Source organism: Acinetobacter sp. GRABPA_MV_2 (assembly GCF_056725885.1).
Map to the genome: position 1 here is coordinate 1 of NZ_JBWZNA010000030.1, position 22,723 is coordinate 22,723.

General features: G+C 39.3%; 22 protein-coding genes. 13 read left to right on the top strand and 9 right to left on the bottom strand.

Going from position 1 to position 22,723, the window contains the following annotated elements; genetic code table 11:
• Positions 1 to 81 precede the first annotated feature (81 nt).
• The 3 genes from ACXM0J_RS17675 (at position 82) to sbmA (ending at position 3,930) form a co-directional block, all read left to right on the top strand.
• On the top strand, positions 82 to 1,056 hold the full coding sequence (locus ACXM0J_RS17675; protein ID WP_213034420.1) for a patatin-like phospholipase family protein: 975 nt from the start codon (positions 82 to 84) through the stop codon (positions 1,054 to 1,056).
• Positions 1,057 to 1,259: 203 nt separating this feature from the next.
• On the top strand, positions 1,260 to 2,495 hold the full coding sequence (locus ACXM0J_RS17680) for a threonine ammonia-lyase (protein ID WP_060466052.1): 1,236 nt from the start codon (positions 1,260 to 1,262) through the stop codon (positions 2,493 to 2,495).
• A gap of 238 nt (positions 2,496 to 2,733) precedes the next feature.
• Complete coding sequence (sbmA, locus tag ACXM0J_RS17685) at positions 2,734 to 3,930, top strand: peptide antibiotic transporter SbmA (protein WP_086265281.1); 1,197 nt, start codon at positions 2,734 to 2,736, stop codon at positions 3,928 to 3,930.
• Between the two features lie 39 nt (positions 3,931 to 3,969).
• Here sbmA and ACXM0J_RS17690 read toward each other — a convergent pair whose 3' ends face one another.
• Positions 3,970 to 4,719 carry a DUF4850 domain-containing protein gene (locus tag ACXM0J_RS17690; protein WP_086265282.1) on the bottom strand — a complete coding sequence of 250 codons (750 nt, stop codon included), beginning with the start codon at positions 4,717 to 4,719 and terminating at the stop codon, positions 3,970 to 3,972.
• Positions 4,720 to 4,843: 124 nt separating this feature from the next.
• Between ACXM0J_RS17690 and ACXM0J_RS17695 the strand changes: the two genes are divergently transcribed.
• Positions 4,844 to 5,911 (top strand): DUF1176 domain-containing protein, encoded by a 1,068-nt coding sequence (locus ACXM0J_RS17695; protein WP_086265283.1) that lies wholly within the window; start codon positions 4,844 to 4,846, stop codon positions 5,909 to 5,911.
• Positions 5,912 to 5,994: 83 nt separating this feature from the next.
• Positions 5,995 to 6,513, top strand: a complete 519-nt coding sequence (locus ACXM0J_RS17700) for a hypothetical protein (RefSeq protein ID WP_086265284.1) — start codon at positions 5,995 to 5,997, stop codon at positions 6,511 to 6,513.
• An 80-nt stretch (positions 6,514 to 6,593) separates the two neighbouring features.
• Here ACXM0J_RS17700 and ACXM0J_RS17705 read toward each other — a convergent pair whose 3' ends face one another.
• The 4 genes from ACXM0J_RS17705 to gatC all read right to left on the bottom strand — a co-directional run bounded on the left by ACXM0J_RS17705 (position 6,594) and on the right by gatC (position 10,655).
• Complete coding sequence (locus ACXM0J_RS17705) at positions 6,594 to 7,172, bottom strand: DJ-1/PfpI family protein (RefSeq protein WP_213034421.1); 579 nt, start codon at positions 7,170 to 7,172, stop codon at positions 6,594 to 6,596.
• Positions 7,173 to 7,339: 167 nt separating this feature from the next.
• Complete coding sequence (gene gatB / locus ACXM0J_RS17710; protein ID WP_086265285.1) at positions 7,340 to 8,809, bottom strand: Asp-tRNA(Asn)/Glu-tRNA(Gln) amidotransferase subunit GatB; 1,470 nt, start codon at positions 8,807 to 8,809, stop codon at positions 7,340 to 7,342.
• A complete protein-coding gene (gatA, locus tag ACXM0J_RS17715) occupies positions 8,809 to 10,287 on the bottom strand; it encodes an Asp-tRNA(Asn)/Glu-tRNA(Gln) amidotransferase subunit GatA (RefSeq protein WP_086265286.1) in 1,479 nt (492 codons plus the stop codon). The genes gatB and gatA overlap by 1 nt, the downstream gene beginning before the upstream one ends.
• Before the next feature lie 53 nt (positions 10,288 to 10,340).
• On the bottom strand, positions 10,341 to 10,655 hold the full coding sequence (gene gatC / locus ACXM0J_RS17720) for an Asp-tRNA(Asn)/Glu-tRNA(Gln) amidotransferase subunit GatC (protein WP_000107699.1): 315 nt from the start codon (positions 10,653 to 10,655) through the stop codon (positions 10,341 to 10,343).
• A gap of 133 nt (positions 10,656 to 10,788) precedes the next feature.
• On the opposite strand from gatC, the gene ACXM0J_RS17725 reads away from it, so the two are divergent.
• The 6 genes from ACXM0J_RS17725 (at position 10,789) to ACXM0J_RS17750 (ending at position 15,611) form a co-directional block, all read left to right on the top strand.
• Positions 10,789 to 11,829, top strand: coding sequence for a rod shape-determining protein (locus ACXM0J_RS17725; RefSeq protein ID WP_000601379.1), 1,041 nt, complete (start codon positions 10,789 to 10,791; stop codon positions 11,827 to 11,829).
• A 16-nt stretch (positions 11,830 to 11,845) separates the two neighbouring features.
• On the top strand, positions 11,846 to 12,703 hold the full coding sequence (gene mreC / locus ACXM0J_RS17730; RefSeq protein ID WP_033850763.1) for a rod shape-determining protein MreC: 858 nt from the start codon (positions 11,846 to 11,848) through the stop codon (positions 12,701 to 12,703).
• Complete coding sequence (mreD, locus tag ACXM0J_RS17735; protein WP_002116279.1) at positions 12,690 to 13,181, top strand: rod shape-determining protein MreD; 492 nt, start codon at positions 12,690 to 12,692, stop codon at positions 13,179 to 13,181. The genes mreC and mreD overlap by 14 nt, the downstream gene beginning before the upstream one ends.
• Positions 13,169 to 13,729 carry a Maf-like protein gene (locus tag ACXM0J_RS17740; protein ID WP_025465969.1) on the top strand — a complete coding sequence of 187 codons (561 nt, stop codon included), beginning with the start codon at positions 13,169 to 13,171 and terminating at the stop codon, positions 13,727 to 13,729. Before mreD ends, ACXM0J_RS17740 begins: the two co-directional genes overlap by 13 nt.
• Positions 13,730 to 13,843: 114 nt before the next feature.
• Entirely contained in the window at positions 13,844 to 15,298 is a 1,455-nt protein-coding gene (gene rng, locus ACXM0J_RS17745) for a ribonuclease G (protein ID WP_005064412.1), read from the top strand.
• A 139-nt stretch (positions 15,299 to 15,437) separates the two neighbouring features.
• Positions 15,438 to 15,611, top strand: coding sequence for a PA1571 family protein (locus ACXM0J_RS17750; RefSeq protein WP_002116397.1), 174 nt, complete (start codon positions 15,438 to 15,440; stop codon positions 15,609 to 15,611).
• Positions 15,612 to 15,638: 27 nt separating this feature from the next.
• Here the strand turns inward: ACXM0J_RS17750 and ACXM0J_RS17755 are convergent, their stop codons facing one another.
• Positions 15,639 to 17,024 (bottom strand): WS/DGAT/MGAT family O-acyltransferase, encoded by a 1,386-nt coding sequence (locus ACXM0J_RS17755; RefSeq protein ID WP_005064414.1) that lies wholly within the window; start codon positions 17,022 to 17,024, stop codon positions 15,639 to 15,641.
• A gap of 171 nt (positions 17,025 to 17,195) precedes the next feature.
• Complete coding sequence (locus ACXM0J_RS17760; protein WP_213034422.1) at positions 17,196 to 17,930, bottom strand: phosphoadenylyl-sulfate reductase; 735 nt, start codon at positions 17,928 to 17,930, stop codon at positions 17,196 to 17,198.
• Between the two features lie 184 nt (positions 17,931 to 18,114).
• Here ACXM0J_RS17760 and thrH point away from each other — a divergent pair, with 184 nt between their 5' ends.
• Positions 18,115 to 18,732 (top strand): bifunctional phosphoserine phosphatase/homoserine phosphotransferase ThrH, encoded by a 618-nt coding sequence (gene thrH, locus ACXM0J_RS17765; protein WP_009389629.1) that lies wholly within the window; start codon positions 18,115 to 18,117, stop codon positions 18,730 to 18,732.
• A 58-nt stretch (positions 18,733 to 18,790) separates the two neighbouring features.
• Here the strand turns inward: thrH and ACXM0J_RS17770 are convergent, their stop codons facing one another.
• Positions 18,791 to 20,221 (bottom strand): OmpP1/FadL family transporter, encoded by a 1,431-nt coding sequence (locus ACXM0J_RS17770; RefSeq protein ID WP_086265288.1) that lies wholly within the window; start codon positions 20,219 to 20,221, stop codon positions 18,791 to 18,793.
• 599 nt (positions 20,222 to 20,820) lie between these two features.
• The gene (locus ACXM0J_RS17775) at positions 20,821 to 21,519 is read right to left on the bottom strand and encodes an NAD(P)H-dependent oxidoreductase (protein ID WP_086265289.1); all 699 of its coding nucleotides are present in this window, start codon (positions 21,517 to 21,519) and stop codon (positions 20,821 to 20,823) included.
• A gap of 156 nt (positions 21,520 to 21,675) precedes the next feature.
• On the opposite strand from ACXM0J_RS17775, the gene ACXM0J_RS17780 reads away from it, so the two are divergent.
• Positions 21,676 to 22,695, top strand: coding sequence for an AraC family transcriptional regulator (locus tag ACXM0J_RS17780; protein WP_086265290.1), 1,020 nt, complete (start codon positions 21,676 to 21,678; stop codon positions 22,693 to 22,695).
• Positions 22,696 to 22,723 lie beyond the last annotated feature (28 nt).

The window sequence follows — 22,723 nt, forward strand, 5'->3', positions numbered from 1 at the left end:
AATAAATTCACTACAGCTTTTCACGAAAGTAGCAACTAAAATTGCAATCCGAACTTAAACCTCATAGTGCGAAGATGGGCCATGAAACAGCTTAAATTGTGGGTTCTCGGACTCTCTATGGTGTTGGCGGGATGCCAGACCACCACACACTTGTCTGCTGCTCTAAAACCGCAAACGACAGAAGCTTATGCTCGTCCTGTCGATCAACCTTTTGCAAGAATTAAAAAAATGCAAAAACGTCCTATTCTTGCGCTTGTATTGGGTAGCGGTGGAGCACGAGGTTATGCTCATATAGGGGTGATTGAAGTTTTAGAACAACATGGTATTCGCCCAGATTTTATTGTAGGTACGAGTGCGGGTAGTATTGTTGGAGCAATTTATGCGAGTGGTAAAACACCTGCTGAACTGCGTGATACTGCTTTAAAAATGAAAGCTGGCGATGTCCGTGATATTAGTATCGGTTTAAAAGGCTTTTTTGATGGCAAAAAAGTAGAGAACTACGTTAACCAGCAAGTAAATAATATGCCACTCGAAAAAATGAAGATTCCAATGTATGTGGTGGCAACTGAACTGAAGCATGGCACTAAGACCGTATTTAACTACGGCAATACTGGGCAAGCCGTGAGAGCCTCTGCTTCGATTCCGAGTATGTTTGTGCCGACTAAAATTGGTAAATCTGAATATGTTGATGGCGGCTTAGTGAGTCCTGTGCCAGTTGAAGTGGCTCGTGATTTAGGTGCTGATGTCATTATTGCAGTTGATATTCTAGCTCAACCTATTTATACAGAAACTTCGAATGTTTGGGGACTGTTTAATCAGAATATTAATATTATGCAAGGGCGTTTGGCAGCAGAAGAATTGCAATATGCAGATGTTGTTATTCAGCCAGATTTAAGAGAAAAAGCACATATTTTTGATGTCAAAGGCCGTGAAGCTACTATGAAATCTGGTATGGATGCAGCTAATGCCAAGCTTTCTGATATTCAGTTTGCTATTGATGAAAAAATAGCTGAACAAAATATGTCTACGGAAGGCTTGAGTGCTCAAAGCCAATAAATAAACGTTAATATTCTGAAAATTAAATAAAAAGCCCACAACGGGCTTTTTTTATGGAAGTTTAAATCTTCAATTTTTGGAATAAAATTTTTTGTATATTAGAGATATGTTGGATATGCTGAAAACTCTAATGGTCAATATGAAATATTGTTGCCGTTTTTAAAAAATAATTGATTTGTAGTGTATTGAGGCTGACTGGATAAATGATACAGCAACAGGTTAAAAATGGCTTTCCAACATTAGATGATGTTCATGCTGCCGCAGAGCGTTTGGAAGGTTTAGTTGTAAAAACTCCCTTTGTTTTCTCAGAAACCATTTCTAAAACCTTAGGGGCTGAGATGTGGTTGAAATTTGAAAACTTACAATTTACAGCTTCATTTAAAGAGCGGGGTGCTCTAAATAAACTGTTGTGTTTATCTGAGCAAGAAAAGCAACATGGTGTTATTGCAGCTTCGGCAGGCAATCACGCCCAAGGTGTAGCCTACCATGCTCAGCGGACAGGTGTGACCGCGACCATTGTGATGCCGAAATCGACACCAAACGTTAAGGTACAACGAGTACGTGAGTATGGTGCACGCGTTATTTTGCATGGGCAGGACTTTTCAGAAGCTGCTGCTGAAATGCACCGTGTTGCACAAGAAGAATCTTTAACGATTATCCACCCATTTGATGATGCTGAAATTATTGCAGGTCAGGGAACTATTGCACTTGAAATGCTTGTAGCTGTGCCTGATCTGGATATTCTGGTTGTGCCAATTGGTGGTGGCGGTTTAATTTCTGGTATTGCAATTGCTGCTAAGGCGATCAATCCAAAAATTAAAATTATTGGGGTACAATCAGTTGTATACCCAAGTATGGCAAAACTACTTTGTAATTATCAACATGCCGTTTCAATGGGATCTACAGTTGCTGAAGGTATTGCGGTAAAAACTCCAGGTGAGCTTACGACCCAAGTTGCTAAAGAATATGTTGATGACATTGTCGTTGTCACTGAAGACATGATTGAAGAGGCTATTGCACTATTACTTAATATTGAAAAAACAGTATGTGAAGGAGCAGGGGCGACAGGTATTGCTGCAATTATGTCGCGTCCCGATCTGTTTTTAGGTCATAAATTAGGTGTGGTTCTGTCAGGTGGCAATATTGATACACGTGTTATGGTCTCTGTATTACAACGCCATTTAACCCGTACAGGCCGTATGGTTCGTATTCGTGTTGAATTACCTGATAATCCAGGTGCCTTAGCTCGTTTAACAGCCATTATTGCTGAGCAGGGCGGTAATATTTATGAGCTGCGTCATGAACGCTTTGCGGCAACAAGTCGTGCCAAAGAAAGCGCTGTAAGCGTTGATGTCGAATTAAAAAGTGCCTCGGACCTAGATTTGCTTATTCAAGCAATGCAATTAGAAGGCTATATTGTTCGTAAGGAAGAGATTTAATCTCTGATATCACTGTGTTATAAAAGCCGTATATGACTCTATCAAGAGTCATATACAAGGTAATTTAAATGGATTAAATTGCCAAAAAAGGGATTAATTTACAAAAAAACGATCAAATCCTTCAATGGAATAGGAAAAACTGACAATTCTCTAAACTTTACCCTTCACAATTTTAAGGTTTAGGTTTTAGTATTCCTTTCATTGTAAATTTGAAGAAATATAGGGATATCCACGCTCAATGTTCAAATCATTTTTTCCGTCACCAAGGTATTTCTTTATATCTGTAGTTATTTGGCTCGCACTCAATATGGTGCTCTGGTATACAGGGGGAGATCACTGGGGGCAGCATGTAGGCTTTCCTCATGGTTATGCAGATGCTGAGTTGCCTATAGGAGTAAGTCGCTTCTGGTCACCTGCTTTTTTATGGTTCTATCTTTGGTTCTTTATCTCAACAGCAATTTTTGCCGGTTTTTGGAAAATTATGTCTAATAACCCATGGCAGCGTTGGTCTATCTGGGGTTCGGCTTTTATTCTATTTAATATCTGGTTTGCAGTTCAGGTTAATGTTGCTATTAATGCCTGGTATGTACCATTTTGGGATTTAATCCAAAAAATGCTTTCGAGTGGCGGGGGAGATATCTCAACATTATATAGTGAAACCCTAGTATTTCTTTACATTGCAATGGTATACGTAACCCTAGGTGTTATTACAGCTTTTTTTACAAGTCATTATGTATTCCGTTGGCGTACAGCAATGAATGAATACTACACAGAGCATTGGGAAAAACTACGTCATGTTGAAGGTGCTTCGCAGCGTGTGCAAGAAGACACGATGCGCTTTGCAACAATTTTGGAAGATTTGGGGGTTGAACTAGTCAAATCGGTGATTACTTTAATTGCTTTTTTACCTATTTTATTTCATTTATCTAAATATGTTCCTATATTACCGTTAGTTGGTGAACTAAATCATTCTTTGGTATGGGCCGCAATAGTATGGTCAATTTTCGGTACTATTCTACTCATGGTGGTTGGTATTAAATTACCTGGTCTACAATTTAATAACCAAAAGGTAGAAGCTGCTTATCGTAAAGAGTTGGTTTATGGCGAAGACCATGCAGAACGTGCTCAACCTGTTACGTTAAAAGAACTGTTTGCAAATGTGCGTAAAAACTATTTTCGACTTTATTTCCACTATGCCTACTTTAATATGACTGCAACGTGGTATGGGCAACTTGATATTCTCTATAATTTGGTTGTTCTTTTCCCGGCTATTGCTGCTGGTAAACTTACTTTAGGCTTAATGCAACAAATTATGAATGTTTTTGGACGTGTGCGGGACTCATTCCAATATCTAATTAGCTCATGGAAAACAATTATTGAACTACTTTCAATTTATAAGCGTTTAAAGGCTTTTGAATCAATATTACACAAGTAAAAAAAGCCCGCGAAAGCGGGTTTTTTTATAAGTATTGGATTAGTGCGTTGCATTATAAAAATTAAGGATAGGGCCAACTAAAGATTGTTGGGATTTATCTAAGGTGATTTGAATTTCTTTATAGTTAAAAGTGTCTTCACCATCATATTTGGCAATGCCATGGGTTTTATTGTTCACTTGAGGAATTTGGTAGCTAAAAAAAGCAACTCTTTTAGAGGGATGAACAATATTGATGAGTTTTTTAGGGTCTTTAAATCCACCAAATTCATTTTCCAGACTTTCTTTTAATAGCTCGGGAAAATAAAGCGTTGCATTGGGTAATCCACACCCAACACAAAAAGAAGAGTCATAAAGCTTAATCGCTTGCTTTTGATCTGGACTCATTATTAGAGCAAAACCAGCTCCATTTGCCCCTGCATTTGCTTGAACATCTTGCCAGTTACGTGGAACAAGTATTAAACCTATTTCAGGTAATGCAAGAAGTTTTAATTGTTTGGCGTGTTGAGCCTCGAGTTTAAAATTAAAATGGCAGCTTTTAGGAGTACAGGTTTCAAAGTCTTTAAGTAAACCATTCTCTGTTGGGCTTTGTGCCGTCACACCATAAAAAGGGATGGTAATGCCGTTTAAAAATTTTGCCTCTCCTAGAGTGTAGAACTGATTGTCTGCTTTGCGGGTTGCAGCAGAGCTATAAAATTTGGGGAAATGGGGTGTAAAACTTTTTACTTCTGCATAAGCAGATGAGGTTAGACAGGTAAATGCAGTAAATAATAAAAAATTCAGTTTTTTCATTTTTAGAAAGTAATCAATTTAAATCTTATATAAATCTAACATATTCTTTTAAACTAGACGGTAACTCAAAATTTAACGCTATTATTAACTTCATAATAAAACAGACCTATCGAGACATGAAATAATGAAAAATATACTTTCAATTGGTTGTTTGGCAGTAATAAGTTCTTATAGTTTTGCTCAAGATATCAAAGGTATTTCATTTTCTCACCAAGAGTGGGAAATCTCTTGCAGTAATACAGGCACCTGTAAGGCAGCAGGTTATCAAAACGAGGAAAATGGTGACAATCCTGCTTCAATTTTATTAACACGTAAAGCTGGCCCAAAACAACCTGTGCAGATTGAATTTGCTTTGTCAGACTATGAACAAAGCATGCCAGCAAACCAGCTTAAAAATATTCATTTTTATATAAATGGCAAAGATTTAGGCGCTGTGAGTGTAGATGGTACTGAGTTACCACTTATGGGTAAACTGAACAGCTCGCAAGTCAATGCTGTACTACAGCAATCCAAACAGAAGACCGAAATTTTATTTAAAAATGCGCAGCATGAATGGAAAATTTCTGATGCTGGAATGACTGCTGTGTTATTAAAAATGGATGATTTTCAGAAGCGTATCGGAACTGTTGGTGCTTTGGTTAAAAAGGGCAGCGCCAATGAAGCCAAAGTGCTTATGCCTGAGCCAAAACTACTTGTTAAACGTATTAAGACTTCAAACAAACCTTATTTAACTTTACAGCCTAAAAATAAACAGTACCAAGCAATACACCGTAGTTTGATGGCTGCTAAACCGAATCCGAAAGAAGACGGTTTTTGTGAAGGTGTTTATGGTGGTAATAGCGATGGAGCTGAACCACAGAAAATTGAGCTATATAAACTAACCAATAAGAAAGTTCTGGCGACTACGTTGTGCTGGAGAGGCGCCTATAACGAAGGGTATGGCGCTTGGGTGCTAGATGAGTCATTAAATGGTAAGGCCGCGTTTGTGACTGAATCCGCTTCAGATTTTGATAGCGGTATGATCAGTAGTGCTCAAAAGGGAAGAGGCATTGGAGACTGCTGGGTAAGTGAAGAATGGGTGTGGGATGGCAAGAGTTTTGTACATACTAAGAATATGTGGACAGGTATGTGCAAAGGCTTGGCAGCAGGTGGGGTGTGGGAGCTTGATCGAATAGAGTCTGTGGTGAAATAAGTATTTTGCGGTTACAGAGTCATAACAGGTAACTTTGGTGACTCTGTGATAAAAAGAACAGATTGTTTATTGGAGCTAGACCTATGTCACATCATCTTTACGCTATTGCTCGCCGTAAGTTTTCACATCTGAGCCGTTCAATATGTGTAGCGGCTGCTGTATTGGGGACTACTCAAATTGCGATGGCTGGCCCAACGGTTGATCAGTTAAGTGACTGTCTGGTTAAAGCAACAACTGCCTCTGACAAAACTACTGTACTTCAATGGACATTTACGGCTTTAGCTGCCCATCCCGATTTAAAAGCATTTAGTAATGTAACACCTGAGCAAAAGGATCAGTTAGATCAAAAACTGGCCCAGGTTTTACAACGTGTGATTGTTGAGCAATGTTCAACCCAAACTAAAGCTGTGATTCAGGCTGAAGGTGTGAAAGCAGTTGGAGAAGCTTTTCAACAGTTAGGTCAAAGTGCGGGTGAAGATATTGTTAAAGACCCGGCCGTTAAACAGCAGTTGCAGGGCATATTACGCTATATTGACTTAAATAAATTAGTGACGACGTTTTTAACACCAGAAATTTGGAATAAGTTGGGAATCACAAGATAAAAAATCTAGTTTTTTTTATTTTATTAATAAAGCCTGCTATCTAAGTGCAGGCTTTATTATATTTGGAATAAAGAGATCTTTTAGATCGTAATTGTAGCCCCTAAAACTTTCACAAATTGAGCTAACCAAGCTGGATGTGCAGGCCAAGCAGGGGCTGTCACTAAATGTCCATCTGTAACGGCTTCAGTCACGGCAATGTCTGCATATTGTCCACCTGCCAGTTTTACTTCGGCCGCACATGATGGGTAAGCTGAGCAAAGGCGGTCTTTTAACACATCTGCCGCAGCAAGTAACTGAGCTCCATGGCATACGGCTGCTATTGGTTTTTTCACTCTATCGAACTCACGTACAATTTCGACAACACGTTCATTCATACGTAAATACTCTGGTGCTCGACCACCCGGAATAACTAGACCTATATAGTCTTCAGTATTAACGGCATCAAAATCATAGTTAATCGCAAAGTTGTGGCCACGTTTTTCGCTATAAGTTTGTTCACCTTCAAAATCATGAATAGCCGTTGCAATATGGTCGCCGTTCTTTTTATGTGGGCAAACAGCATGGACGGAATAACCTAAACCAGTTAAGAACTGAAATGGAACCATAGTTTCATAGTCTTCCGCATAGTCACCGACTAACATTAGAATCTTTTTAGACATGATTTATCCCTCTTTTTAAAATGTAATTTATCTAAATTCTTAATTTAAATTAGCATAGTCGCTATGTCATTTTTCAGAAAAAAGCGCATTCTTTAGTCGAAGGGGGGTATAAGTGATATAAAAAAGCCCCGATAAATCGAGGCTTTTTCTGGAGTTGACTAATGAAATTAACCAATCAATTTTTTCATTAATTCATTTACTTGAGCAGGGTTGGCTTTACCCTTAGAAGCTTTCATAACTTGACCAACAAGACCGTTAAAGGCTTTTTCTTTACCAGATTTGTACTCTTCAACCATTTTTTCATTGGCTGAAAGTACTTCTTTAATGATCGCTTCAATTGCACCTGTGTCGGTTTCTTGCTTTAAGCCTTTTTCTGCAATAATGTCATCAGCAGATTTACCTTCCGATTCCCACATAAAGCCAAAGACTTGTTTTGCAATCTTACCGCTAATGGTGTTATCAACAATACGAGCAATCATGCCGCCAAGCTGTTCAGCAGAAACAGGTGAGTCAGCCAAATCTAGGCCTGCTTTGTTTAAAGCACCTGAGAATTCGCCCATTACCCAGTTTGCAGATACTTTACCTTGCTTCGCACCGCCAGCAGCAGCCACAACAGCTTCATAGAAGTCCGCCATTTCGCGTGAGAGCGTAAGTACATGTGCATCGTACTCAGTTACTCCAAAGTCTGCGATAAAGCGCGCACGGCGAGCAGCAGGGAGCTCTGGAAGTGCAGCGCGAGCAGCTTCAATTTGCTCATCAGCAATAATCACAGGTAACAAATCTGGATCGGGGAAGTAGCGGTAGTCATTCGCTTCTTCTTTAGAACGCATAGAGCGCGTTTCCATTTTGTTTGGATCGAACAAACGAGTTTCTTGGTCGATACTTCCGCCGTATTCCAAAATTTCCATTTGGCGTTCAATTTCAACATTGATCGCTTGCTCAATGAAACGGAATGAATTGAGGTTTTTAAGTTCACAGCGCGTACCAAAAGGTTGGCCCGGACGACGTAAAGATACGTTACAGTCCGCACGGAATGAACCTTCTGCCATGTTACCGTCAGAAATACCTAACCAACGTACTAGCGTGTGAATCGCTTTGATATAAGCAACAGCCTCTTCAACCGAACGCATGTCAGGTTCAGAAACGATTTCAAGCAAAGGTGTACCAGCACGGTTTAAGTCAATGCCAGACATACCTTCAAATTGGTCGTGTACAGATTTACCAGCATCTTCTTCAAGGTGAGCACGAGTTACGCCAATACGTTTGGTCGTACCATCTTCAAGTTGGATGTCAATGTGACCCAAGCCCACAATCGGGTTGTCCATTTGGCTAATTTGGTAGCCTTTTGGAGAGTCAGGGTAGAAGTAGTTTTTACGTGCAAATACCGAAGCTTGATCGATGTAAGCATCGATACCCAAACCAAAGCGAATAGCAAGATCAACTACTTTTTCATTTAAAACAGGGAGTACACCCGGCATAGCCAAATCTACTAGGCTCGCTTGCGTGTTTGGGTCTTGACCAAATTCAGTTGATGAACCTGAGAAAATTTTAGAATTGGTTGCAAGCTGAGTGTGAATCTCGATACCAATAACGACTTCCCAACCGTCAATCAATTTCAACTTTTGAGCTTCAGCCATTATGCATTCTCCTCAGCAATTGCCGCACGTTGAGTATGGAAATCGGTGTTTTGTTGGTATTGATGAACAATCGACAACAATTGTGATTCTGACCAGTAGTTACCAATTAATTGTAAGCCTATAGGTAAGCTGTCTTTATCAAAACCAACAGGAGCATTAATCGCTGGTAAGCCTGCCAAGTTCACTGCAAGTGTATAGATATCGCCTAAATACATTTCAGTTGGACTTAAGTTCGCACCAATTTTATAAGCAGTTGTTGGTGCAGAAGGAGCAGCAATCACGTCTACATTTTCAAATGCTTTTAAAAAGTCTTGCTGAATTAAACGACGTACTTTTTGTGCTTTCACATAGTAAGCATCGTAATAACCTGCAGAAAGTGCGTATGTACCAATCAAAATACGACGTTGAACTTCTGGACCAAAGCCTTCTGAACGAGAACGCTTATAAAGATCCATCAAGTCTGCTGGGTTTTCACAGCGGTAGCCATAACGAACACCGTCATAACGTGACAAGTTAGAAGATGCTTCCGCTGGCGCAATCAGGTAATACGTCGGTACATAAGCTTCAGTCATGTTGAGATCGATCTCAACAAGCGTTGCGCCCATTTCTTCAAGCTTTTTCAAAGATTCTTCAACACGTGTTTTAACGTCAGCATCTAAACCTGCAACGTTAAAGTACTGTTTAGGAATACCAATGCGTAAACCTTTTACAGATGTGTTGTTTAAATTTGCAACGTAGTCATCAACTTCTTTTTTAACCGAAGTCGAGTCTTTAGCATCATGGCCTGCAATTACATTCATCAGGTAAGCACAGTCTTCAGCAGAGCGTGCCATTGGACCTGCTTGGTCTAATGATGATGCATAAGCAATGATCCCGAAACGAGATACACGACCATAGGTTGGTTTTAAGCCTGTTAAGCCACAGAATGACGCAGGTTGACGAATTGAGCCGCCTGTATCAGTACCTGTAGCGAAAGGCGCTAAATCAGCCGCTACAGCCGCAGCAGAACCACCAGATGAACCGCCAGGAACATGGTCAAGTGCCCAAGGGTTGCTCGTTGCACCGACATATGAACTCTCAGAAGTTGAGCCCATTGCAAACTCGTCCATGTTCACTTTACCTAAAGTGACAAGACCAGCTGCTTTAGTTTTTTCAACAACCGTTGCATCGTAAGGAGAGATGAAGTTGTCTAGTATTTTTGAACCAGCAGTCGTTTTAATGCCTTTGGTACAAAAGATATCTTTATGAGCAAGAGGGATACCCGTTAAAGCTGTTACATTACCTGCTTTTAAAGCTGCATCGGCAGCGTCGGCTTCAGCAAGAGCTTGTTCAGGTGTAATTGTCACGTAGCTTTTTACCAGAGGGTCAATTTTAGCAATACGTTTTAAATAGTGTTCAGTCAGTTCGCGAGATGAAAACTTCGCTTGGCTTAAGCCCTCAGCAAGTTCACGAATTGATAAGCGATGTAAATCAGTCATGAGTAAAATTTCTTTACATTCAAAATAGGGAAGATGGATTAATTGACTAAAAGTTATTCAATCACGCGAGGAACAAGATACAAACCATCTTGAGTTGCAGGTGCAACTGCTTGGTATTCATCTCGATGATTGCTTTCAGTTACCACATCAGCACGTAAAGGTTGAGGATTGTCAAAAGGACTTTTCAAAGGTTCTACGCCTTCCGTATCAATGCCTTTTAAGGTTTCCATCATGCCTAAAATTTTATTTAGACTTTGAGCATATTCAGCAGATTGCGTATCATTGAGCGACAATCGAGCAAGATTGGCGATTGCTGAAACTGTTTGTGCATTTAAATCTGCTGAATGCTGTGCATCCGATGTAGACATAACATCACCTAATCAGTATTAAAAATTTTCAAAATATCGTGCGTTATAATAAGCGATTGACTTGTTCAAATCATCACATTTAGTTTAAAGTTGCCACCTTGCATCCACATGAAAGTTTAACTGAGAACGAACCGTGATTCTAAAACGACTAATTGGCTTGTTTTCGCCGGATCTAGCCATTGATTTAGGTACAGCAAATACACTTATTTATGCACCAGGCCGCGGCATTATATTAAATGAACCAACAGTTGTGGCAATTCGTCACAGTGGTTCACAAAAAATTGTTGCTGCTGTAGGTTTAGATGCTAAGCAAATGCTGGGCCGTACGCCTGCGAATATTTCTGCAATTCGTCCAATGAAAGACGGTGTAATTGCGGATTTTGAAGTGACTGAAACCATGTTAAATCAGTTTATTGGTAAAGTTCACGAAAAACGTTTGTTCCCACCTGCACCTCGTGTAGTTGTATGTGTACCATGTAAATCAACTTTGGTCGAGCGTCGTGCGATTCGCGAAGCAGTATTTAATGCTGGTGCCCGTGATGTTCGTTTGATTGAAGAGCCTATGGCAGCAGCAATTGGCGCAGGTATGCCAGTTGAACAAGCATGTGGTTCTATGGTTGTGGATGTTGGTGGCGGTACAACAGAAATTGCAATTATTTCATTGCAAGGTTGTGTCTATGCTGACTCTTTACGCATCGGCGGCGATGTTTTTGATGAGCAAATCATCAATTATGTTCGTAAAGCTCACGGTTGTGTGATTGGTGAAACCACTGCTGAAATTATTAAAAAAGAAGTAGGTATGGCTGTTTCTGATGGTACAACATTAGAAATCGAAGTACGTGGTCGTAACCTTGCAGAAGGTGTACCTCGTGCAATTACTGTAACTTCTGACGAAATTACTCAAGCTATTTCTGATCCGTTACAAAGTATTGTAAGTGCTGTGAAATCTGCCCTTGAGCAAACTCCTCCTGAACTTTCTTCTGATATTGCTGAGCGCGGTATTGTGTTGACAGGTGGTGGTGCGCTACTTCGTAATCTTGACAAGTTATTGGCTCAAGAAACTGGTTTACCAGTTGTTGTTGCTGAAGATCCTCTCACTTGCGTAACCCGTGGTGGTGGTAAAGTATTAGAATTCTTCGACAACCCGAACCATGACATGCTTTTCGTCGGTTAATTTTAAGGATTAGGCGGTGCAACCGAATATTTTTTCAAGACAGCCGCCATCTTTCCGCTCGTTCATTATTGCGGTCATTACATGTTTGGTTGTGCTGTTCTTTGATTGGCGCATGCCTTATGTAATTCAGCCAGCAAGGGATGTCTTGTACGCTGCATATAACCCAATTTATGCATTGGCTAGTTATCCGGTACTGTCGAGAGAATGGCTGAATCAACAAACAAAATCTGAAGCACAACTGCGTCGTGAAAATACCGCGATGCAGGCTGAGCTTTTACAAGCTCAAGTCCGCTTACAGAAACTTTCTGAACTGTCAGCTGAAAATACCCGTTTACGAGGACTTCTTGATACCCCATTAATTATTGATGGCCGTATGGAAATTGCCGAAGTAATTGGTACAGATGCAGACCCATTACGTCATATCATCATTATTAACCGGGGCTCTATGGACCATCTAAAGGTTGGTCAAACGGTTCTGGATGATAAAGGTATTATGGGGCAGATCATTAACGTATATCCTCATAGCTCACGCGTGATGTTGTTATCAGATAAAGAACATTCACTGTCGGTACGTCTTGAGCGTACAGGGATGCGGGCGATTGTTTCTGGTACAGGTGATTTGGGCCGTTTAAAAATGGAATATGTCCCGACCAGTGCGAATATTCAGGTGGGTGATAAAGTGTTTAGCTCAGGCTTGGGTGAACATTTCCCAGCAGGTTACGCAGTGGGTACAGTTGCCAAAATAAGACGCCATAATTCAGGTGAGTTTGCTGAAATTGATGTAACACCATCAGCACAATTAGCAACAGGGCATCATGTAGTTGTACTTTTCTCTGAATCATTAGCGAAGGAGCAGCCATATGCCGATCGCTAAACTTAAACGAGAAAAGCGTAAAGATCCATTATGGGGAATTATTCTCTCCGTTATTGTGGGTTCTGTACTCATGGTTTATCCGCTATCCTATGATATTTCAGGATGGCGACCGCTGTTCATGTTAATGATCATGCTATTTTGGGTAGTATGCCAGCCAACATGGTGTGGGGTCTGGTTTGCATTTGGGATGGGGATTTTTACAGACTTACTGCTTGATGCGCCTTTAGGACTCAATGCCTTAAGTTTTGTAATTGTAACTTTTCTTACCCGTTTTTTAATTCGGGAACGCCGTATTTTAACTTTTGTTAATTTATGGACGATAGCAACGTTGGTCATTATTGCCCATTTAGCATTTATGTGGGTAACACAGACGATGGGTGGAATTCATTTTTCAATTGCTAGACATTGGCAGCCTTTGATGACAAGTATCATCACATGGCCGGTCGTCTATTATTGTTTGGCAAAATGGCGCATATAGTTTTAGCATCTAGCTCTCCTCGTCGGAAGGAGCTGTTGCAACAGCTAGGCTTAGATTTTGAAATCTATAGTCCTGACATTGATGAGTCTGTTCATGAAAATGAGCTGGTTCATCACTATGTTGAACGGTTGGCTAGAGAAAAAGCTCAAACTGTATTGAAGCTTTTTCCAGAAGCCATTGTTATTGCTGCCGATACAAGTCTGGGACTTGATGGTCAAATTATTGGTAAGCCTGAATCGAAAAATCATGCCTTTGAAATCTGGAAACAATTATCTGGACGTTGGCATGATGTGTTTTCGGGACTGTGCGTTGCGACTCAACAACAGATGTTAAGTCAGGTAGTGCAAACACAAGTTGAGTTTCAGCGCCTGACTACACAGGATATGGAAGATTATTGGACCACGGGTGAGCCTGTTGGAAAAGCGGGTGGATATGCAATTCAAGGAATTGCCTCGCAATATATTCCCCAAATTCAAGGAAGTTATAGTAATGTGGTAGGACTTCCTTTATACGAATTTGCACAGTTATTCAAAAGAGTAAAGACATAAGGGGTTGTTATCCTTCTTCATTGAATAGCATTGTCGATGAACACTAGACAACGTTAAAGTTAACAGCTCCTCTGACTCTTTAATAAAAAATTTTATAATGCTTTGAGTTTATGTATGTCAGAAGAACTACTTATTAATGTCACGCCTATGGAGTGTCGGGTGGCATTAATCGAAAATGGAACTGTTAATGAACTGTATGTTGAGCGTACAGTTAAACGCGGTCTAGTCGGCAATATCTACAAGGGTAAAGTTGTACGAGTGCTTCCGGGCATGCAAGCTGCCTTTGTTGATATTGGTTTGTCTCGAACAGCCTTTTTACATATCAATGATATGGTTTGGCCTCGTTCACAACCAACCCCGAATGTTTTTGAGCTATTACATCCTGGGCAAACCCTTACTGTCCAAGTAATGAAAGATATGTTGGGCACAAAAGGCGCACGCCTCAGTACAGATCTTTCAATCCCTTCTCGCTATTTGGTTTTAATGCCGTATGGCAACCATATTGGTGTTTCGCAGCGTATTGAGTCTGAAGAAGAGCGAGATCGTCTGCGTAATATTATTGAAGGTATTCAATCTGAGCATAATTTACCTGGTAGTGTGATTGTCCGTACGGCTGCAGAAGGTGTGGATGAGGCAGAAATTGCACAGGACATGTGTTATCTGAGCAAATTGTGGGAGTACATCCAGCGCAAGCAGACGGATGTTGCTGTTCCTTCTTTAATTTTTGAAGAACTTCCATTACCTCAACGTATTATTCGCGACTTAGCAAGCGAAGAAACCGCAAAGATTTATGTAGATTCGCGAGAGATTCATGCAAAACTGCTTGAGTTTGTAGATGAGTTTGTCCCGAATATGAAGAGTCGTCTCATCCATTATCCGGGGGAGCGACCACTATTTGATCTTTATAATGTTGAAGAAGATATTCAAAAAGCCTTACAAACTCGGGTAGCTTTGAAGTCAGGCGGTTATCTGATGATCGACCAGACTGAAGCCATGACAACGATTGACGTTAACACAGGTTCATATGTAGGTGGTCGTAGTCTTGAAGACACTGTTTTTAAAACCAATATGGAGGCGACTCAAGTTATCGCGCGTCAACTTAGACTGCGTAATTTGGGTGGTATTCTGATTATTGATTTTATTGACATGCAAGAAGCAACTCACCGTGAAGAGGTGATGCGTCAGTTTGAGAAAATGCTTGAGCGAGATCACGCGAAGACCAAAATTACTCAAGTGTCAGAACTTGGTCTGGTCGAAATGACGCGTAAACGAACTCGTGAATCATTAGAACACTTGTTATGTGAATCATGTCCAACATGTCAAGGACGTGGTTTTGTCAAAACAGCGGAGACAGTATGTTACGAAATATTTCGTGAGATATTACGATATACCCGCGCATTTGAGTCAACGAGTGGCTTTACTGTTGTTGCCCATCCTTCTGTGATTGACCGATTATTAACAGCAGAAGCACCAGCAGTAGCCGATTTAGAGCATTTTATTAACCGTGTTATTAAATTTCAGGTCGAAAATTTATATACGCAAGAGCAATACGATATCATTTTAAGTTAAAGTTGTAACAAGATATCGCTTAATCCTTGTTACAACTGAAATTTTACTTTCATTCATGAATTTTAAATACTACTTACATACAGTAGCCCTAGACGTTCTCCCTATTAAACGTCTTAGCAAACAATAAGAGGTATAACCCATGAATGTAAGTGAAAACTTAATTAGCAACGGTCTTAAACATGTTTTAGAAAGCACGCCAGTAAATAGCTGCTATATGTTGAATGACCAAGGTAAAGAAGTACCGATTACAACTGCAATGATTCGTTCAGTATGTCATCAGTTGCTTAACCAGTGCCGCACAATCAAAAAATAAGGGGCCAATTCAAAGCCCCTTAATTTTCTAACTTGCTGAATGATGCTTCAGCTGTTTCTCTGCAATAATTTCTTCAAAACGTTGTATCTCATCTTCTAAATGAGTCAAAAGGTTTTGCATTTTTGGCAAAGCATTTCGACAAGCGGTTAATCCAACTTCAAGCTTATCTAAATAACTGGTCATGGTAATGTTTAGAGCTTGTCCATCCATGACAATTGAAGCAGGGTAGAGAGCATCTAATTTCGCGCCATTCCAATAAAGCGGCTCACGTGGTCCTGGTACATTAGAAATTACTAAATTGAACGCCTGACGCTTAGGAAGCATTCCTGACATGATGTTTAATCCTGCCGGACCATAAACAACTGCACTATAGTTTAAAATTTCATTCGCAGTCATGCGGCTAAAGCGTTGCTTTGAATTTTGCATGCTACGGCGAATGATTTCTAGACGTTCTAACGGTTGATCTTTGTGCGTCCCTAAATTTGCCAAAATCATGGTAATTCGGTTACTCATGTCAGAATCATCTGTACGTAATGAAGCTGGAACCATGGCAATAAGTGGCTTTTTAGGTAAGCTGTTTTGGCTAATCAAATATTCACGTAAAGCGCCTGAACATACAGCTAGAACAACATCATTAATTGTCACGCCTAATGCTTTTGAAATTTTTCTAAGGCGGCTTAATTCAAATGATTGGGCCGCAAAACGACGTGAAGCACTGACTCTTTGGTTCAAAATAGAAACTGGTGCCTGAAAAGTAGAAACATAATCAGGATTTTTACCCATTTCCTTGAATATTGTTTGAGATAGCTCGTGCATGACTTTTGGAGCTATGTCGAGTTGAGACTTAATGCCACCTAAAATACTTTTAATTTTACTGGTACTTGGAGTTGGTACTTTTAGACGCTTAGCTCTTTTGCTCTCAACACACCATAAAGGAACAACATGTTTCTCTTCTGGTGTTTTTGATAGAGATTTCTCGATCAAACGCATACCCGCAACACCATCTACCATGGCATGATGGATTTTAAAATACATGGCAAAACGATTGCCTTCGATTCCTTCAATAATGTCACAAGTCCAAAGTGGCTTTGCACGATCAATTAGTGAGCTATGCTGCTGTGAAATATAAACCAGAAGTTCACGAATACGGCCCGGGTGAGGCAAAGCGATGTGGCGAAAGTGATGATCGATATCGAACTCTTCATCCTCATCCCAAAATAGACCACTTAAACGGTTATTGAAGGGAGGGATAGGAATGCTTTTTGAGCGTTTAATATCTTCTACTAAATCATGTACAAAGGTTTCTGGTGCATTTTCAGGAATTTCAAATAAAAATAATCCACCGACATGCATGGGTTGCTGTCTTTTTTCAAGTGACAGAAAAATGAAATCAATTGGGTGTAATGGACGCATAAATCATTGTGCCTCATGCATTTTTCTAAGAAGCCCTTATATGAGCTCTTATTAGAATTATAGAACCGTAAAATTAAGTATATAGCGTTTAGAGTAGAGAAAATATGACTTTGTGTACGGAACATGACATAAAAAAAACCACTGATTTGCCAGTGGTTTTTTGATATCCAATTACTTTTTCATATTACCAGCGTGTAAGCCACACTCTTTTTGAGTGGCTTCTTCCCACCACCAGCGTCCTTCACGCTCATGTTGGTTTGGTAATATAGGTCGCGTACATGGTTCACAGCCAATAGAAACAAAACCGCGCTCATGAAGAGGGTTATATGGAATTTCCATCATACGGATATAGCTCCATACCTCAGCACTTGTCCAGTTCGCTAGAGGATTATATTTAATGAGTTGCTTACCTGGGCCAGAGAAGCCAGCATCAGCTTGTACTACAGGAATCTCTGTACGTGTACCAGGACTTTGATCTTTGCGTTGACCCGTAATCCAGCCATCTAAAGTCGCAAGTTTTTTACGCAAAGGCTGAACTTTTCGAATACCGCAACATTCTTGATGCCCATCTGTAAAAAAGCTGAATAAACCTTTTTCGTTTACCATGTTTTGAACAGCTTCAGATTCAGGAAAACAAATTTCGATATTGATATTGTAGTGTTTACGGACAGTTTCAATAAATTGATAAGTTTCGGCATGCAGGCGGCCCGTATCGAGACTAAATACACGGAAAGGTTTGCCTAAGCGTGAAGCAATATCAATTAACACAACATCTTCTGCTCCCGAAAATGAAATTGCAATTTCACCTTGTTGGCTTAAGGCAAGTTCTAAAATTTCTCGAGGGCTTTTGGTTGCATATTCAGCAGCAAGAGCATCTACGATATCAATAGTCGGAATAACGGTCATGTGTGTTCCTGGCAAAAGGCTTGGGCGCATTAAGTTATGAAAAATATTCTAAAGGATAGTTGATAAAGTGCTTAGCACTTTAATTTCGATCCTTATGAATAAAATTGATTTGATCAATAACAACGCAAAACTGAAAATCTTAATGGTATGATACAGCAATTTTTAACCAACGTTGGAAGCATTCATGGAAATCGTATGCCTAGATCTTGAAGGGGTTTTAGTTCCTGAAATCTGGATCAATTTCGCAAAAAAAACAGGGATTAAAGAACTCGAAGCAACAACTCGTGATATTCCGGATTATGATGTTTTAATGACTCAGCGCCTTAATATCTTAAAACAACACGGTTTAGGCTTAAATGACATTCAAGAAGTTATTGCTGAGATGGGGCCATTACCAGGTGCAAAAGAGTTTGTTGAATGGGTGAGTACGCATTTCCAACTTGTAATCTTGTCAGATACTTTCTATGAATTTGCACATCCTTTAATGAAGCAATTAGGATGGCCAACAATTTTCTGTCATAAGTTAGAGACAGATGAAGAAGGAATGATTACGGCTTATAAACTGCGTCAACCAGATCAAAAACGTGAGTCGGTTAAAGCATTACATGGTTTAAATTTCCGTGTAATTGCTGCTGGTGACTCGTATAATGATACAACCATGCTTGGTGAAGCTGACCACGGTTTTTTGTTTGATGCACCAGAAAATGTGATTGCTGAGTTTCCACAATTTCCAGCTATCCACGGTTATGATGCATTAAAAGAAGCAATCCGTTCTGTTTCACAGCGTACAATACCAGCTTAAGAATAAATAATAAAAAAGGCGCTTAAAGCGCCTTTTTTATATGAATGAGTCTTGAAACTTAGAATTTATAACCAAGTTTTAAACCATAAGCGATAGCGTTGTTGTCAGAGAAATCCGCAACATATTGATCACTACCAGCTTGTGCGCCAGTTTGAGCTTTAGCATCACCCAACCAGAAGTATTTTACACCGCCAGCAAGGAAAGTTTGTGGAGTAGGACTATATTGAAGACCTAAGCCTACATTCCAGTAACCTTCTGTTGGGCCTAAGGTTGTTACAGGATTACCCGCGCCAGAGTCCCAGCCCACAGAAACGTTACCCGCCCACTTGTCGCTAAGTTTACGGCCAACACCGGCGTTAACAGACCATTGGTCATCAGAGTATTCAACTAAGTTAAAACCATTTGGACGTCCAACAAGCCCACCTACAGCTTCTGAAACTTTACCAAATTTATATGGTTGGATAGAGAAGTCTTTCCAGTTTACCCATCGTACATTCGCGAATGCCACTGTATTTGCCATGATACCTGTTTGGAAATCAAGGTTTACAGATTGAGGGGTAGTAATTGTAGTTTTACCTTCTGAATTAATAGCTTGAAGCTTAGATGCCGGAACATCTAAACCAGCGAGCACAGAAGTAAGACCAGGGAAATTTAATAAAGATAAGTCTTCATTAATATTGGTTTTATGGTCGATTTCAGAACGATAAGTTAAAGATGCTTTAAGCGCAATTTCTGGAATTTGATAAGCTGCACCTGCTAACCAACCTACACCAGTAGTTTCTTTAATATTTGCATCATAACCATTGTAAAGGCTATAAGCTTGACCTCGAAGACTTACGTTACCTTTAACTGTTTGTAATACTGGACCAGCATAGAAGTTAAAGTTTTGGTTTGGTTGGAAGCCAAAAACAAAAGATAAGTTTTGTGTATCTACCTCAACTTTAGTTCCGCCAGTACCTAAATAATTATTTGCTACAGCAAGAGCACCAGCAAGTTGCTGAAATTGAGGACTTGCTAAAACTTGGCCTTTTGCTATGGCTAAGGTTTGATCATTTACAGGTAAACCTTGTGCTACTAAAGCCTCTTTTGCTTTTTTAGTAACAATCCCGTCAATTGCACCAGCTGATAAAACTGAGTCAGACCCAGGGTTTGAAACAAATGCATTATTACCTGTGTATTCTGCATCTGAACCAAATGGTTGATCGTAAAGTAAACCAAAAGAAAATTTATCGTTAAGTTGTAATTTTAAGGCTGCACTTGGAAAAAAATAATCATCAGCCATATCGCCAATGTTACGACTTGTTGTGCTTGATCCTGCTTCTTTACCCGCTACATCTGGGTCTAGAATAGAAATACCAGCTTCAAAGTAGTTACCAGGTTGTAAGAATGCAGACATTGACTGTCCAGAGCGATCCAATGCTGCTGCAAAAACCCCAGTTGCAGGCAGCGTTGCTAAAATCATTGCAGTGCTCAGATGTTTTAATTTCATTTTAATCTTTCCTTGAACTTCAAGACATTTTTTTAAAAATAACAGAGTTAAACCGTTTAAACTGTGTTGCCTTTAAAGCTCCTAATTACAAGTAATAGAAGCTTTGATAACTCCATGTAACAAAAATAGCATAATTAAAATAAGAGTAAATCTATTGTATGAACTGAAGAGTACTCACTTTTTATACAAAATCTGTCAATAATGAATGAAAAATGAAGGAATATTTCTATTGTTTAATTAATTTAATTAATTGATATTTATATTTTTTATATATCAGTAATGGTCTTTATTTTTATGACATTTTTGTCACAAATCCAAGAAAAATGGTCAAAGATTTTTTTGTAAAAATATGAATTAAGTGATTATGAAATGAGTATTGGTTGTCATTTTTAGTTGATAAGTCTAGTTTCTCTACATCTGTATATTATTGATTCAATTTTATATTCTTAATTTTATGAAAAAGTTGACCTTAATTTTTTTACCATTTGATCTATTTTTTGAGCGAATTTGGATTCTATATTTGAAAGTTATGTGTAATAAAAAAACCGAAAATAATGATCTAAATTCGGTTATTTAACTTTTATAGCTAAAACATAGCATTAGAGTGGATATAGTTTTTCATCAAATTGCTCAAGCTTCGGAAATGTTAATGACTCAAGCTGGTCCAGATGAGTAAGGTAGATTACATAGTCTTCAAGAAGGGTTTCTCGTGCTTCTTGGCTAATATAAGGTACATGGTAAGCAATGAATGGAGGCAGAACTTCAAAACCAGCATATGCCAAAGTACCACGTTGAATTGGGGATAAATAATTTTCAATTGGACCATGAATAGAGTTTTCTCCAAACATGTGTGTTCTACCACCGAGTGTTAAACACAACATCGCTTTTTTACCTACCATGCCGCCGTGGTTGTAAAACCGCTTGCCTCCATAAAAAAGCCCTGAGACAAATACGCGATCAATCCAACCTTTTAAAATTGCTGGCACAGATGTCCAATAAAGTGGGAAATTTAAAATGACTAGATCTGCTTTTTTTACCTTTTCAATTTCTACTTGAATATCTGGAGCTAGAAGTTGATTTTTGCTGGCATTTCTTTGTTCTAGTGCATAGTTAAAATAGTCAGGCTGATTAAGCTCTAAGAAATCCTCCTTGGATGCAATAGGGTTAAATTGCATCGCATATAAATCTGAAATTTCTACGCTGTGCCCCAATTTTTCTAAGGTTTGCTTAGCTGTATTTTTTAGAGCAGTGGTGAAAGACTGTGGTTCTGGATGAGCATGGACAATAAGAATGTTCATAAGGTGAGACCTGTATTCTTTTCAGAAATTGTGCTGTCTTGCAATTCAGCGGATTTTGTTTTGAATAACTATGCATCAATTTAAAAGCATGGCATAGTTCATGAACTGACAGTTTTTACCATTTTGCGCCATTTTATTTTGCTCATTGGGTTGTTTATGAATCCAGAATTACCCGGAACCTATATTAATTTAATTGTCGAGACTGTTAAGCGGTGGGGTGTCTCTGGTGAGCAGCTTTTGAATGGAAGTGGAATAACTTTAGACCAATTAGAAAAGCCTTACTGGTATGTTGAGTTCAATATCTTAAATCAGCTTATTGAGCGGGCGATTGAGTTATGCAAAGAGCCAGCACTGGCAGGATATTTAGTTTTAAGCATGACGGCTTCATGTTATGGTTCAGTAGGAATGGCTGCCATAGTTTCTCCAAATTTAGGAGAAGCGCTGAAAATACTTGAACAATTCATTGGTTCACGTTGTAAGGTTTTTAAACCAGAATTAAAACAAGTAAATAATGATGTGTATTGGTCCATTCATCAGCCCGTCAAGGCATTTCAGCTGAGCCCAAATGCCAACATTTTTTTGTTAATCGGTTTTGTCCAAATTGCGAAAAAATTAACAGGGCTTTCCCATTTGGGAAAAGTTGAATTACAAATGCCAGAGCCAATAGGTTTTGACCAAATCAGTCATCAACTGGCCGTGACTTGTTTATTTAACCAAAAGCGTAATCGTTGGATATTTCCAAAAGAGTATTTAGCACAGCCTGTATTAACAGCAGACCCAATGCTAGCGCCGTTATTAAATGCGCAATGTAAGCGGGATATAGAGAAATTAAACTTAAAAAGTGGTTGGAAAGGCCAAGTCAAACAAGTTGCCGAAAAATTGCTTTTAAATGGGAATATTGACGCATTAAAAGTTGGGCAAGTGGCTCATATCATGGGTATGTCGGAGCGAACTTTGCAACGCTATTTAGCTCTTGATCATACTAGTTTTACCCTCTTGGTAGACTCACTGAAAAAGGAGCATGCCCAGAAACTTTTAGCTCAAAATAACATGTCGATCGAAAAAGTTGCTTTAATGCTAGGTTATGCCGAGACTTCTCACTTCACTCGTGCGTTTAAGCGCTGGATGGGGATGACGCCTAAATATTTCCAAACCCAGCATAAAATAGCGGATTAAAATTAAAGGGCCATAAATTTAACTTCAT

Excerpts from the sequence above, each read along its gene's own strand:
- ACXM0J_RS17675 (WP_213034420.1), top strand. The coding sequence starts at position 82 with ATGAAACAGCTTAAATTGTGGGTTCTCGGACTCTCTATGGTGTTGGCG.
- ACXM0J_RS17680 (WP_060466052.1), top strand. The coding sequence starts at position 1,260 with ATGATACAGCAACAGGTTAAAAATGGCTTTCCAACATTAGATGATGTT.
- sbmA (WP_086265281.1), top strand. The coding sequence starts at position 2,734 with ATGTTCAAATCATTTTTTCCGTCACCAAGGTATTTCTTTATATCTGTA.
- ACXM0J_RS17690 (WP_086265282.1), bottom strand. The coding sequence starts at position 4,719 with ATGAAAAAACTGAATTTTTTATTATTTACTGCATTTACCTGTCTAACC.
- ACXM0J_RS17695 (WP_086265283.1), top strand. The coding sequence starts at position 4,844 with ATGAAAAATATACTTTCAATTGGTTGTTTGGCAGTAATAAGTTCTTAT.
- ACXM0J_RS17700 (WP_086265284.1), top strand. The coding sequence starts at position 5,995 with ATGTCACATCATCTTTACGCTATTGCTCGCCGTAAGTTTTCACATCTG.
- ACXM0J_RS17705 (WP_213034421.1), bottom strand. The coding sequence starts at position 7,172 with ATGTCTAAAAAGATTCTAATGTTAGTCGGTGACTATGCGGAAGACTAT.
- gatB (WP_086265285.1), bottom strand. The coding sequence starts at position 8,809 with ATGGCTGAAGCTCAAAAGTTGAAATTGATTGACGGTTGGGAAGTCGTT.
- gatA (WP_086265286.1), bottom strand. The coding sequence starts at position 10,287 with ATGACTGATTTACATCGCTTATCAATTCGTGAACTTGCTGAGGGCTTA.
- gatC (WP_000107699.1), bottom strand. The coding sequence starts at position 10,655 with ATGTCTACATCGGATGCACAGCATTCAGCAGATTTAAATGCACAAACA.
- mreD (WP_002116279.1), top strand. The coding sequence starts at position 12,690 with ATGCCGATCGCTAAACTTAAACGAGAAAAGCGTAAAGATCCATTATGG.
- ACXM0J_RS17740 (WP_025465969.1), top strand. The coding sequence starts at position 13,169 with ATGGCGCATATAGTTTTAGCATCTAGCTCTCCTCGTCGGAAGGAGCTG.
- rng (WP_005064412.1), top strand. The coding sequence starts at position 13,844 with ATGTCAGAAGAACTACTTATTAATGTCACGCCTATGGAGTGTCGGGTG.
- ACXM0J_RS17750 (WP_002116397.1), top strand. The coding sequence starts at position 15,438 with ATGAATGTAAGTGAAAACTTAATTAGCAACGGTCTTAAACATGTTTTA.
- ACXM0J_RS17755 (WP_005064414.1), bottom strand. The coding sequence starts at position 17,024 with ATGCGTCCATTACACCCAATTGATTTCATTTTTCTGTCACTTGAAAAA.
- ACXM0J_RS17760 (WP_213034422.1), bottom strand. The coding sequence starts at position 17,930 with ATGACCGTTATTCCGACTATTGATATCGTAGATGCTCTTGCTGCTGAA.
- thrH (WP_009389629.1), top strand. The coding sequence starts at position 18,115 with ATGGAAATCGTATGCCTAGATCTTGAAGGGGTTTTAGTTCCTGAAATC.
- ACXM0J_RS17770 (WP_086265288.1), bottom strand. The coding sequence starts at position 20,221 with ATGAAATTAAAACATCTGAGCACTGCAATGATTTTAGCAACGCTGCCT.
- ACXM0J_RS17775 (WP_086265289.1), bottom strand. The coding sequence starts at position 21,519 with ATGAACATTCTTATTGTCCATGCTCATCCAGAACCACAGTCTTTCACC.
- ACXM0J_RS17780 (WP_086265290.1), top strand. The coding sequence starts at position 21,676 with ATGAATCCAGAATTACCCGGAACCTATATTAATTTAATTGTCGAGACT.